The sequence below is a fragment of the Variovorax sp. Root434 genome (assembly GCF_001426595.1).
In the GTDB taxonomy this organism is placed as follows: domain Bacteria; phylum Pseudomonadota; class Gammaproteobacteria; order Burkholderiales; family Burkholderiaceae_C; genus Variovorax.
In genome coordinates, this window is the sequence record NZ_LMEK01000022.1 from 409,014 (window position 1) to 421,713 (window position 12,700).

Consider the following 12,700-nt stretch of genomic DNA (forward strand, 5'->3'; position numbering starts at 1 on the left):
CGCGGCGCGCTTACTTCGGCGCCGGCAGGCGGCCCAGTACTTTTTCCACCGCGAGGCCCACGGCCAGCAGCCTGCGGTCGCTGCCGGCCGGCCCGTCCAGCTCCAGACCCACGGGCAGGCCGCTGGTGGCGCCAAGGCCGAAGGGCAGCTGCACGCCCGGAATGCCGGCGTTGCTGCCGGGGTCGGTGTTCCGGATCAGCGCGCCGAAGTTCTCGGGGCTGCTGGCTTCGGGCGCCGCGGCCAGCGCCACACTGGGCACCGTCGGGAACACCAGCGCATCGAGCCTGTGCTTCGCGAAGGTGTCGCGGTAGAGCTTGCGTAGCGCGGGCCGAGCGACGCGCATCGCGTGCTCGTAGGCCGGCCTGGCGTCGACCACGCCGTTGGCGGAGGGCAGCTTGCGCGGGACAACGAAGGCCTCGAAAGTGCCCTTGACGTCGGGGCTCGCAATGCCGGCTGTGAGCTGCGCAATGTCGATGCCCGTGCGGTACTTCGCGAGGTAGGCCGCCATGTCGTCGTACGCCTCGTAGAGCGCGAGCGGGAAGCCGACCGCGCCGTTGAGCTCCATCAGCCCCGGCATGTCCACGTCCACCAGCGTGGCGCCGGCCGCGCGCAGTTTCGCAAAAGCGGCGTCGGTCGCGGCGCGCGTGTCGGTGTCGAGGCCGGCCTGGAAGGCGGGCACCACGCCGAGCCGCACGCGCTTCAGATCGGCGGGCTTCAGCGGAGCGCCGCCGGCAATGATGCTGTCGAGCAGCGCCACGTCGGCCATCGACTGCGCCATCGGCCCCGCGGTGTCGCGTGTGTGCGAGATCGGCGCAATGCCCTGCTGCGGATAGCGCCCCACCGTGGGGCGCAGCGACGCGCAGCCGTTGAACGCGCACGGAATGCGCACCGACCCGCCCGTGTCGGTACCCAGCGCCGCCGGCGCCATGCGCGCGCCCAGCGCGGCGCCATTGCCCGACGACGAGCCGCCCGCGATGCGGCTCGGGTCGTAGGCATTGCGCACGCCCACCTCGGGGCCGGTCTGGAACGCGGGGTTGTAGCCAGTGACGCCGAAGGCCAGCTCGTGCATGTTCGTCTTGCCGAGCACGACGGCGCCGGCCGCGCGCAGCCTGGCGACCACCGGCGCGTCGGCGGTCGGCACGAAGCGCTTGAGCGCGGGCGTGCCGGCTGTCGCGGGCAGGCCCCGCACCTGGATGTTGTCCTTGATGGCCACCGGCAGCCCGGCCAGCGGCGTGCAGGCGCCGCCGCGCTTGCGCAGTGCATCGGCGGCGCGCGCGGCCGCCATGGCGCCGGCTTCGTCGAGCGTGACGAAGGCGTTGAGGTTCGCCTTGGCCTTGGCCTGAGTGAGGTAGGCCGACACCAATTGCTCGCTGGTGACGGTGCCGGCGCACAACTGCCGCACGGCTTCGGTCGCGGTCAGCGTGGCGATATCGGGGACGGCGGGCTGGGCATTGGCGCAGGGGCCGAGCGCAGCGGCGAGCGGCAATGCCGCGAGCCATGCGGCGCGGGAGACGGGGGTGGCAGTAGTCATGGCAAGGCACTCCGTGAAAGAGGCAGCCATGGTGCGCCGGCGCGCGGCGCCTGTCTGTCATCCAAACCGATGACAGACAGGCGGCGTCGCTCACGCGAGCGCGCGTTGGATCAACAGCTTCTGGATGTCCGACGTACCTTCGTAGATCTGGCACACGCGCACGTCGCGGTAGATGCGCTCGAGCGGGAAGTCGTTCACGTAGCCGTAGCCGCCCAGCGTCTGGATGGCGGCGCTGCACACGCGCTCGGCCATCTCGCTCGCGAACAGCTTGGCCATGGCCGCTTCCTTCAGGCAGGGCCGCCCCGCATCGCGCAGGCTCGCGGCATGCCAGATCAGCTGGCGCGCGGCTTCGAGCTGCGTTGCGCATTCGGCCAGGCGAAAGCCCACGGCCTGCTGGTCGAAGATCGAGCCGCCGAAGGCCTGGCGCTCCTTGGCATAGGCCAGCGCCACGTCGAAGGCGCTGCGTGCCATGCCCACGCTCTGCGCGGCGATGCCGATGCGCCCGCCCTCGAGCGCGCCGAGCGCGATCTTGTAGCCCTCGCCCTCGGCGCCGATCAGGTTCTCGCGCGGAATACGGCAGCCGTCGAAGTTGATCTGCGCGGTGTCGCTGCTGTGCTGGCCCAGCTTGTCTTCCAGCCGCGCGACGTTGTAGCCCGGTGCGTCGGTCGGCACGATAAAGGCGCTCATGCCGCGCTTGCCCGCGCCCTTGTCGGTCACCGCGATGACGATGGCGACCTGGCCGTTCTTGCCGCTGGTGATGAACTGCTTCACGCCGTCGATCACGTACGCATCGCCGTCCTTGCGCGCCGTGGTGCGCAGGCTCGATGCGTCGCTGCCGGCCTGCGGCTCGGTCAGGCAGAAGGCGCCGAGCATCTGGCCCTGCGCGAGCGGCTCGAGCCACTGCTTTTTCTGCTGCGCATTGCCATAGCGCATGAGGATCGCGTTGACCGGGCAGTTGGTCACGCTGATGGCGGTGCTGGTGCCGCCGTCGCCGGCCGCGATTTCTTCCAGCACCAGCGCGAGCGTGAGGTAGTCGAGGCCCGCGCCGCCATGGTCCTCGGGCACGCAGATACCGTAAGCACCCAGTGCCGCAAGGCCTTGGTGAGCCTCCTTGGGAAAGCTGTGCTCGCGGTCCCATTTCGGGGCGTTGGGCCAGAGTTCGGCTTGCGAGAAGTCGCGCACCGCGTCGCGGATGGCTTCCTGGTCTGCGCTGAGCAGCATGGCGTTGTCTCCTGTCTGTCTTTTTTCGAGTCGCGCTTACTTGCCGGCGCCCAGGTCCATGATCAGGCGCGCAGCCATGTACAGACGGCGCGGAATGGCGCTGATGTCCACGTACTCGGCCTTGTCGCTGTGGTAGCCGAAGCCCGGCAGGCCCAGGCTTTCGATCACCGGCTTGCCCGACAGCGCCGCATAGGCCGCGTCGGTGCCGCCACCGGTGCGCTCTTCCACGCCGAGGTTGCCGCCCGCTTCCTTGTAGAAGCCCACGGCCTTGTCGACCAGCTTCTTGCCGCCTTCGCCCGCGTTGAAGGCCGGACGGCCGCGCGTGACGATCACCTTGACGTCGGCCTCGGGCAGCTTCTTCTGCTGCGCGCGCTCTTCCAGCGTCTTCATGGCGGCGTCGAAGTCTTCGTTGCGCGCATAGCGCACGTCGGCGTTCAGCGTGGCGCTGGCCGGAATGATGTTCGATACGTTGCCGGCCTTGGCGATGGTCCAGTTGAAGCGCAGGTTCTTCGCCTTGTCGTCGATGTTCATCGTGCGCAGCACGAGGTCGGAGGCCTCGACCAGCGCGTTCACGCCCAGCTCGGGCGCGGCGCCGGCGTGCGAGGCCTTGCCGGCGATGTTGACCTGAACGTACGCGATGCCCGAGGTGCCGAGCGAGAGCTTCTCGTCGCCGGCGCTGGTGGGTTCGAAGGACAGCACGTAGTCGGCCAGCTTGGCTTCTTCCTGGATCAGGTCGCGCGAACCGAAGGAGCCCTTTTCCTCGTCGGTGTTGAACAGCACGGTGATGGTGCCGTAATCGCGCACGCCATAGTCCTTCAGCAGCCTGAGCGTGTGCAGGATGACGGCGTTGCCGCCCTTGTCGTCGGCGATGCCGGGGCCGTAGGCCTTGTCGCCTTCGATCTTGAACGGCGCCTTCGCGAGCGTGCCCTTCAGGTACACGGTGTCCATGTGCGACATCAGCAGCAGGTTCTTGCCGCCGCGGCCCTTGAGCTTGCCGACGATGTTGTCGCCCACCACGAGGCCGGCCGACTTGCTGCGCGTGACCGTGAAGCCCAGGTTCTTGAGTTCGCCCTCGAGGTAGTTGCCGGCGGCGGCGATGCCCTCTGCATCACCGGTGCCGGTCTCGATGTTGACGAGCTTCTCCAGCGTCTTGATCACCGCGGGCTGCTCGTCGGTGGCGGCCTGGAACAGCACGTTGTCGCGCTTCTGCGCCCAGGCGGCGCTCGCCACGAAAGCGGTGGCCAGCACAGCGGCAATGGCGGTACGGTGGATGGATGGGCGCATGAAATCTCCTGCTCTACGCATTGTTTGAAGTATCCGAACGAGAAAGCCGGCAAGCGCCCGTCCCCCGGGCGCTTGCCGGCCGTTGCCCTTATAGCAATTCGAGTGCCACGGCCGTGCCTTCGCCGCCGCCGATGCACAGCGTGGCCACGCCGCGCTTCTTGCCGCGCGCCTTCAGCGCATGGATCAGCGTGACCATGATGCGCGCGCCGCTGGCGCCGATCGGGTGGCCCAGCGCGCAGGCGCCGCCGTTCACGTTGACGATCTCGTGCGACACGTCCAGCTCGTGCATCAGCGCCATCGGCACCACGGCGAAGGCTTCGTTCACTTCCCAGAGGTCCACGTCCTTCACGGTCCAGCCGGTCTTCTTGAAGAGCTTGGCGACCGCGCCGACGGGTGCGGTGGAGAACCACTCGGGCTGCTGCGCGTGCGTGGCATGGCCGACGAGGCGGGCGATGGGCTTCGCGCCGATCTTCTTCGCATGCGACTCGGTCATCATCACCAGCGCGGCGGCGCCGTCGTTGATCGACGAGCTCGATGCGGCGGTGATGGTGCCGTTCTCCTTCTTGAACGCGGGCTTGAGCGTGGGGATCTTGTCGAGCTTGACCTTGCCCGGGCCTTCGTCGATGGAGATCACCGTGTCGCCGCCGCGGCCCTTGACCGTGACGGGCGCGATCTCGCCCTTGAAGAGGCCCGTGTCGGTCGCCTTCTTGGCGCGCTCGACGCTGGCGATGGCAAACGCGTCCTGCTGCTCGCGCGTGAACTTGTATTTGGCCGCGCAGTCTTCGCCGAAGGTGCCCATCGAGCGGCCCGGCTGGTAGGCGTCCTCGAGGCCGTCGAGCATCATGTGGTCGAAGATGCGGTCGTGGCCCATGCGGTAGCCGCCGCGGCCCTTGAGCATGAGGTAGGGCGCGTTGGTCATGCTTTCCATGCCGCCCGCGATCATCACGTCGTGCGTGCCAGCGAGCAGCAGGTCGTGCGCGAGCATCGCGGCCTTCATGGCCGAGCCGCACATCTTGCTGAGCGTGACGGCGCCCGCGCTGTCGGGCAGGCCGCCCTTGTAGGCTGCCTGACGCGCCGGCGCCTGGCCCTGGCCGGCCATCAGGCAGTTGCCGAACAGCACTTCGCCCACGCTGTCCGGGGCAATGCCGGCGCGCTCGACGGCCGCCTTGATGGCGGCGCCGCCGAGGTCGTGCGCGGCAAGGGAAGAGAAGTCGCCCTGGAAGCTGCCCATGGGGGTGCGGGCGGCGCCGACGATGACGATGGATTCGGACATGGAGTTCTCCTTCAGGTATGTGAAAGCGGAATCGAAAAACGATCGGTCAAAAATGCGTCGCGTGCCCCTCGTGCTGGAAGCGTTGCGACTCTTCGTACGGAAACACGTCGAGCATCTGCCCGGCCTGGATGCGTTCCTTGTGGTGCTGCCAGAAGGCGGCGTCGAGCAGGTCGGCGTGGTGCGCCATGAAGGCGGCGCGCACGTCGTCGTTGCCGAGCAGGAAGGGTTCGAAGGTTTCGGGGAACACGTCCTTCGGGCCCACCGAGTACCAGACCTCGCCGCTCATCTCGTCCTCTTCGTTGCGCGGTGTGGGCACCTTGCGGAACTTGCAGTCGGTGACGTATTCGATCTCGTCGTAGTCGTAGAACACGACCTTGCCGCCGCGCGTGACGCCGAAGTTCTTCCACAGCATGTCGCCCGGGAAGATGTTCGCGGCGACCATGTCCTTGATGGCGTTGCCGTACTCGATCACGGCGCGCTCGAGCTGGTCCTTCGCGCGCTTGGCGTGTGCCGGGCTTTCGGGGCTGGCCAGCGTGTCGAAGGCTTCCTGCAGGTAGATGTTCAGCGGGATCATGCGCCGCTCGATGTAGACGTGCTTGAGCACGACTTCCATTTCCCCGTTGCTGTCGCGGTCGCCGAGCTCGAGCTGGCTGGGCGCGAACTTCCTAATCTCCTCGATCAGCTCGGGCTCGAAGCGGTCGAGCGGAAAACCCACGTCGCTGTACTCCAGCGTGTCGGCCATGCGGCCCACGCGGTCGTGCTGCTTCACGAGCAGGTACTTGCCCTTGATCTGCTCGCGCGTGGTGTCCTTCTGCGGCGGATAGAAGTCCTTGATGACCTTGAACACGAACGGGAACGAGGGCAGGTCGAACACCAGCATGACCATGCCCTTGATGCCCGGCGCGATGCGGAAGCGGTCGCTCGAATAGTTCAGGTGCGAGAGGAAGTCGCGGTAGAACAGCGTCTTGCCCTGCTTGGCGAGGCCGAGCGCGTTGTATATCTCGGCGCGCGGCTTGCGTGGCATGAGCGAGCGCAGGAACTGCACCCAGGCCGAGGGCACTTCCATGTCGACCATGAAGTAGGCGCGTGCAAAGCTGAACAGCATCTGCATGTCGTCCTCGCCGAACAGCGCTGCGTCGATGTAGAACTTGCCGTGGCTGTCGTGCAGGATCGGCAGCGAGAACGCAATCTCGGTGAAGCCGTTCATGATCTTTCCGACCACGTACGCGCCCTTGTTGCGAAAGAACAGGCCCGACAGCACCTGCAGCTGGAAGTTGGCGCGCAGCTTGACCTGGTGGAAGCGGTTCAGGATGACGTGCGCCACGCGCTGCGCATCGCGCCGCTTGTTGGCATAGCTGCCGAGCAGCGCGAAGTCGTCGAGCATCTGCTCGATGGTGTCGGCCAGCGTGTCGGGCTTGGGGTAGTACGGGCGGTAGGTTGGCGCGCCGCGCGGCTCGATGTACTCGGTGCTGATGGCCGGGCGCACGAAGATGAAGTCGTTCTGGAAGTACGCGCGGTGCAGGATCTTCGTGGTCACCGAGTTGAAGAAGGTCTCGGCCAGCTCGGGCTGGTGGTGGTCCACCAGCAGGCCGATGTAGTGCAGCTTGACCTGGTGCCAAACGTCCATCGGCTGTTCGCCGGCCTTGAACTCCTTTTCGAGCCGGGCCACGGCTTCGCTCACGCGCAGGTCGTAGAACTCGATGCGCTCGCGCTGCGCGCGCTGCTGGCCGTGCCAGTCGGCGGTTTCGAAACGATGCTTGGCGCGCGCCGATTCGGCGCGGAACAACCGGTAGTGCCGGTTGAAGCCGTCCATCATCGCCTTCGCGATGTCATAGGCCAGCGGCGAATCGAGGCGCTGCGGAAACATGGCGACGCGAGCCGATGGAGGACGGCCGTTCAGGCCACGGCGGGGTCGGCCGTGCCGTCGGCCTCGGGCTGCGGCGTCATGGCCTGCGCCTCCTGCACTGCCTGGTTCACCTGAGTGCCTTGCAGCGTCAGCGACTGGATCACTTCGCCGGGCTTGCTCCACTTGTAGCGGATGCGCTGCACCGCGGCCTTGTAGACTGCATCGAGCGGCTTGGCGCCGTCGACGCTCAGGCCGAGGTCCTGCAGCAGGCCGTCGTGCACGCCGAAGGTCCAGCCGTGGATGCGGACCTTCTGGCCGCGCGCCCAGGCGTCGACCATGACGGTGCTGACGGCCACGTTGACCACCTGCTCGGCGACGTTGAGTTCGCACAGCGCGTCGACGCGTGCATCTTCGGGCAGGCTCTCGAGCATCACGGCGTGGCGGTCGCGCACGTCCTGGATGTGGCGGATCCAGTTGTCGGCCAGGCCGATGCGCGCGCCGCTGAGTGCGGCCTTCACGCCGGCGCAGCCGTAGTGGCCCACGACCATGATGTGCTCGACCTTCAGGTGCTCGACCGCGAACTGGATCGCCGAGAGCGCGTTGAGGTCGGAGTGCACCACGATGTTGGCCACGTTGCGGTGCACGAACACTTCGCCCGGCTCCAGGCCGGTGATCTGGTTGGCAGGCACGCGGCTGTCGGAACAGCCGATCCACATGTAGCGCGGCGTCTGCTGCTTGACCAGGCTGGTGAAGAAACCGGGCCGGTCGCGCTCCATCTGCGCGGACCAGGCACGGTTGTGGGCAAAGAGATCGTCGAGGTTATCGGTGTTGTCGGGCATAGTCGGCTATTGTCGATGAGTCGTGTTTCAGGCCTTGGCTTCCGCGGGCTTGACCGCCTTGTTCGCCTTTTGTGCCTTGGCCAGGGTGGCCCGTCCCTTTTTCTCGTGCTCTCGCACCTCTGCGAGGTTGGCCTGCAATTCGGTCAGCTGCGCTTCGAGCTGGGCCCGGTGGGTGCCCAGCACGCCGAGGAATCTTTCCAGCTGCGGCACGGTGTCGCGCGGGCTGTCGTACATGTCGAGGATTTCCTTCGCCTCCGTCAGGCTCAGCCCGAGGCGCTTGGCGCGCAGCGTGAGCGTGAGCCGCGCCCGGTCGCGCGCGCTGTACACGCGCTGCAGGCCGGCGCGCTCGGGCGTGAGCAGGCCCATGTCCTCGTAGAAGCGGATGGCCCGCGTCGTGAGATCGAACTCCTTCGCGAGCTGGCTGATGGTGAAGGTTTGCGCAGGCATGGCGGCGGTGGTGGCGAAAGGGCGTTACGGGGGCGACAGCAGGTTTGCGCGGCGATCCCTACAATGGTGCCACCAACCTATGACGTTTACGTAAACGTCAATCTTACATGAACCTCCTCGAACGCGAACTCCACTACCCCCTCGGCGACACGCTCCCTGAGCCCGGCGAAGCCCTGGAAGTGGCGCCCGGCGTGCGCTGGATCCGCATGCGGCTGCCCTTCGCGCTCGACCACATCAACCTCTGGCTGCTGCGCGACAGCCTCGACGGCGTCGAGGGCTGGACAGTGGTCGACTGCTGCATCGCGCACGACGAAGCGCGCGCGCAGTGGGAGCAGATTTTCGAGACGCAGCTGCAGGGCATGCCGATCCTGCGCGTCATCGTCACCCACATGCACCCCGACCACATCGGCCTGGCCGAGTGGCTCTGCTCGCGCTGGAACGCGCCTCTGTGGATCAGTTCCACCGACTACCACGTGGCCCGCGTGCTCAGCACCAATGGCGACACCCTGGCGGGCGGCGACGCGGCCGCGGCCTTCTTCGGCTCACACGGCCTGACCGACGCCGAGTCGCTCGCCAAGATCCGCGCACGCACCAACTACTACGCGAACATGGTGCCCTCGGTGCCCGACCGCTTCGTTCGCATGCTCGACGGCGACGACGTCGTGATCGGCGGCCACGCCTGGCGCTGCATCAGCGGCTACGGACATGCGCCCGAGCACATCGCGCTGTACTGCGACGAACTCAAGCTGCTGCTGGGCGGCGACATGATGCTGCCGCGCATTTCCACCAACGTGAGCGTGCACGCGGGCGAGCCCGAGGCGAACTCGCTGCGCCTGTTTCTCGACAGCATCGACAAGTTCAAGGCGCTGCCGGCCGACACGCTGGGCCTGCCCTCGCACGGCAAGCCGTTCCGCGGCATCCACCGCCGCGTCGACCAGCTGCAGGAGCACCACCGCGACCGGCTGGCCGAATTGCTCGAAGCCTGCACGGCGCGCGCCCTGACCGCTGCCGAAGGCCTGCCGATCCTGTTCAAGCGCGAACTCGACCTGCACCAGATGACCTTCGCCATGGGCGAAACGGTGGCCCACCTGCACCTGCTGTGGTTCGCTGGCCAGGTGAAGCGCGAACTCGGCAAAGACGGCATCTACCGCTTCGGACCCAAGGCCGCGACGGCTTAGACTCGCCGGATGGACACGCTGGCTCAGCTGCGCGCGGGCCGGCTGGCAGGCGCAAGAAGAATCGATCTCTCGAGCGGACTCACCGAGTTCCCGCGAGAGATCTTCGAACTCGCCGATTCGCTCGAGGTGCTGAACCTGTCGGGCAATGCACTCGACACGCTTCCCGACGACCTCCACCGGCTGCACAGGCTGCGCGTGCTGTTCTGCTCGGACAACCGGTTCACCACGCTGCCTGAAGCCATCGGCCAGTGCCATGGCCTCGACATCGTCGGCTTCAAGGCCAACCGGATCCGCACCGTGCCGTCGGCCTCGCTGCCGCCCTCGCTGCGCTGGCTGATCCTCACGGACAATCAAATCGATGAACTGCCCGATTCGCTCGGCAACTGCACGCGAATGCAGAAGCTGATGCTCGCGGGCAACCGCCTGCGCGCGCTGCCGCCCTCGATGGCCAGCCTCGGGCAGCTCGAACTGCTGCGCATCTCGGCCAACCGCTTCGAGACGCTGCCCGCATGGCTGCCTTCGCTGCCGCGCCTGTCGTGGCTCGCCTGCGCGGGCAACCCCTTCGACACGCAGGCCGAGGACGCAGCAATCACCGCGCAATCGGTGCCGCACGTCGACTGGCGTGAACTGGCGCTGGGCAAAAAGCTCGGCGAAGGCGCCTCGGGCGTGATCCATCAAGCCACGCTAGGCACATCGCAGCCGGCGGCGGTCAAGCTCTTCAAGGGCGCGGTCACCAGCGACGGCTGGCCGCACAGCGAGATGGCCGCCTGCATCGCCGCTGGCGTGCATCCCACGCTGATTGCCGCGCAGAGCCGCATTGACGGCCATCCCGAAGGCATCGAAGGCCTGGTGATGGCGCTGGTCGATCCATCGTTCGCCACGCTCGCCGGGCCGCCGAGCCTTGCGTCGTGTACGCGCGATGTCTATGCCGAAGAAGCGACGTGGACATCCGCCGTGGCGCTGCGCATCGCACGCGACATCGCGTCGGCCATGCAGCATCTGCATGCGCAAGGAATTCTTCACGGCGATCTCTATGCGCACAACATCCTCTGGCATCCGGAAGATGGCGGCCGGCTCGGCGACTTCGGCGCGGCGTGGATGACGGGCGCGCTCGATGCAGCGCAGGCGCGTGCGTTCCAAGGCCTGGAGATGCGCGCCTTCGGCTGCCTGCTGGAAGAGCTGCTCGAACGCTGCAACGACGCACCGCCGCAGGCCGTGTCGACGTTGAAAGACCGCTGCCTGCAGCCCGACGCGGCGTCGAGGCCTTCGTTCGCCGAAGCCCTGTCCGTGCTGCGGCGAGCACCGCCGCAATGACCCGGCGCCGACCGCCCCAATTGCCGCTGCCCACGCGCGACGGCGTCGGACCGAGCTGTGTGGGCCTGGTCCACGGCCACTGGCCGACCATTGCCGAATTCCTGATCGAGCGCTTTCCCGCGATCACGCGCGAAGCGTGGCTCGAACGCATCGAGGCGAACGACGTCATCGACGAGCACGGCGTGCCCGTGACGGTGGTGCGCCGTTATCAATCGCCGCTGCGCGTGTACTACTACCGCACGCTCGACAACGAAGCGCGCATCCCGTTCGAAGAGCAGGTCGTATTCCGGGACGACGAACTGCTGGTGGTCGACAAGCCCCCCTTCGTACCCGTCACGCCCACCGGCAAATACCTGCAGGAGAGCCTGCTGGTGCGGCTCAAGCGCAAGCTGGCGCTCGACGACCTCGTGCCGCTGCACCGCATCGACCGCAGCACCTCGGGGCTGGTGCTGTTCTCGGTGCGGCCCGCCACGCGCGGCGCCTACCAGCAGATGTTTCCGGAGCGCCGCATCGCCAAGCACTACGAAGCCGTGGTGCCGTGGCGCGAAGGCGTTTCGTCGGTGCCCGCCACTTACCGCAGCCGGCTGGTCGACGACGACCACTTCATGCGCGTGCGCGAAGAACCCGGCGAGCCCAACTCCGAAACCCGCATCGAGGTGCAAGAGGTGCGCGACGGCCGCGCGCTGCTGAAGCTCTCGCCCGTGACGGGCCGCAAGCACCAGTTGCGCGTGCACTGCATGGCGCTGGGCATGCCGATCGTGAACGATCCGATCTATCCCGTGCTGCTGCCCGAAGGCGCCGACGACTTCGGCAAGCCCTTGCAGCTGCTGGCGAGGTCGGTCGCGTTCCTCGACCCGGTGAGCGGCGACCTGCGCAGCTTCACGAGCCCCCGAAGCCTGACGCTGACACCGAGGTGACGCCCGCGCGGCGCGGCGCGCACTAAGCTCGTTTCCTGGACCCGATCGCTCATTCATTCAGGAGACACCCGCACCATGGACACCACCCAACTCTTCTCGCTGAAGGGCCGCACGGCGCTGATCACCGGCGGCTCGCGCGGCATCGGCCGCATGATCGCCGAGGGCTACCTGGCCCAGGGCGCGCGCGTGTACATCTCGGCGCGCAAGGCCGCGGCCTGCGACCAGACGGCGAAGGAGCTGTCGGCCTTCGGACATTGCGTGTCGCTGCCGGCGGACGTGTCGACGCTCGAGGGTGCGCAGGCGCTGGTCGATGCCTATGCGAAGCACGAAGGCTCGCTGGACATCCTGGTGAACAACGCCGGGGCCGCCTGGGGCGCGCCGTATGAAGAGTTTCCCGAGAGCGGCTGGGACAAGGTGGTGGACCTGAACCTGAAGACGCCGTTCTTCCTGACGAAGGCGTTGACGCCGATGTTGAAGAAGGCGGCCACGGATCGCCTGGCGAAGGTGATCAACATCGCATCGATCGACGGGATTTCCGTGAATCCGCAGGAGACGTACTCCTATGCGGCGAGCAAGGCGGGGCTGATCCAGCTGACGCGCCGCATGGCGTTGCGGCTGGCGCAGGACCGCATCGCGGTGAGTGCGATTGCACCCGGCGCATTCGCCTCCGACATGAACAAGGACGCTCGCGACCACGGGGACGAGGTCAAGGGCCGCATCCCCGCGGGGCGCATCGGCACGCCGGAAGACATGGCGGGCGCGGCCATCTACCTTGCCTCTCGGGCTGGGGACTATGTGATGGGGTCGACGCTGGTGGTGGACGGAGGCGTTACGCACGCGCGCTGAGCGC

11 protein-coding genes are annotated in these 12,700 nt (G+C 67.3%); 4 read left to right on the forward strand and 7 right to left on the reverse strand.

The window, feature by feature from the left end; all coding sequences use genetic code 11:
• Positions 1–10: 10 nt before the first annotated feature.
• The 7 genes from iaaH to ASD05_RS19425 all read right to left on the reverse strand — a co-directional run bounded on the left by iaaH (position 11) and on the right by ASD05_RS19425 (position 8,441).
• A complete protein-coding gene (gene iaaH / locus ASD05_RS19395) occupies positions 11–1,531 on the reverse strand; it encodes an indoleacetamide hydrolase (RefSeq protein ID WP_200955460.1) in 1,521 nt (506 codons plus the stop codon).
• A gap of 90 nt (positions 1,532–1,621) precedes the next feature.
• Complete coding sequence (locus ASD05_RS19400; protein WP_056595722.1) at positions 1,622–2,752, reverse strand: acyl-CoA dehydrogenase family protein; 1,131 nt, start codon at positions 2,750–2,752, stop codon at positions 1,622–1,624.
• Between the two features lie 36 nt (positions 2,753–2,788).
• On the reverse strand, positions 2,789–4,036 hold the full coding sequence (locus ASD05_RS19405) for a glutamate carboxypeptidase (RefSeq protein WP_056595724.1): 1,248 nt from the start codon (positions 4,034–4,036) through the stop codon (positions 2,789–2,791).
• 88 nt (positions 4,037–4,124) lie between these two features.
• Positions 4,125–5,309, reverse strand: a complete 1,185-nt coding sequence (locus ASD05_RS19410) for an acetyl-CoA C-acyltransferase (protein ID WP_056595727.1) — start codon at positions 5,307–5,309, stop codon at positions 4,125–4,127.
• 46 nt (positions 5,310–5,355) lie between these two features.
• Entirely contained in the window at positions 5,356–7,176 is a 1,821-nt protein-coding gene (gene aceK, locus ASD05_RS19415) for a bifunctional isocitrate dehydrogenase kinase/phosphatase (protein WP_056595730.1), read from the reverse strand.
• A gap of 29 nt (positions 7,177–7,205) precedes the next feature.
• Positions 7,206–7,994 carry a carbonate dehydratase gene (can, locus tag ASD05_RS19420; RefSeq protein ID WP_056595733.1) on the reverse strand — a complete coding sequence of 263 codons (789 nt, stop codon included), beginning with the start codon at positions 7,992–7,994 and terminating at the stop codon, positions 7,206–7,208.
• A 27-nt stretch (positions 7,995–8,021) separates the two neighbouring features.
• Positions 8,022–8,441, reverse strand: coding sequence for a MerR family transcriptional regulator (locus ASD05_RS19425; protein ID WP_056595736.1), 420 nt, complete (start codon positions 8,439–8,441; stop codon positions 8,022–8,024).
• A gap of 107 nt (positions 8,442–8,548) precedes the next feature.
• On the opposite strand from ASD05_RS19425, the gene ASD05_RS19430 reads away from it, so the two are divergent.
• From ASD05_RS19430 to ASD05_RS19445, 4 genes are all read left to right on the forward strand, one after another.
• Entirely contained in the window at positions 8,549–9,619 is a 1,071-nt protein-coding gene (locus ASD05_RS19430; RefSeq protein ID WP_007836164.1) for an MBL fold metallo-hydrolase, read from the forward strand.
• Between the two features lie 9 nt (positions 9,620–9,628).
• A complete protein-coding gene (locus ASD05_RS19435) occupies positions 9,629–10,933 on the forward strand; it encodes a leucine-rich repeat-containing protein kinase family protein (RefSeq protein WP_056595738.1) in 1,305 nt (434 codons plus the stop codon).
• Positions 10,930–11,850, forward strand: a complete 921-nt coding sequence (locus tag ASD05_RS19440; protein ID WP_056595741.1) for a pseudouridine synthase — start codon at positions 10,930–10,932, stop codon at positions 11,848–11,850. Before ASD05_RS19435 ends, ASD05_RS19440 begins: the two co-directional genes overlap by 4 nt.
• Before the next feature lie 75 nt (positions 11,851–11,925).
• Complete coding sequence (locus tag ASD05_RS19445; protein WP_056595744.1) at positions 11,926–12,696, forward strand: SDR family oxidoreductase; 771 nt, start codon at positions 11,926–11,928, stop codon at positions 12,694–12,696.
• The last annotated feature ends 4 nt before the right edge of the window (positions 12,697–12,700 follow it).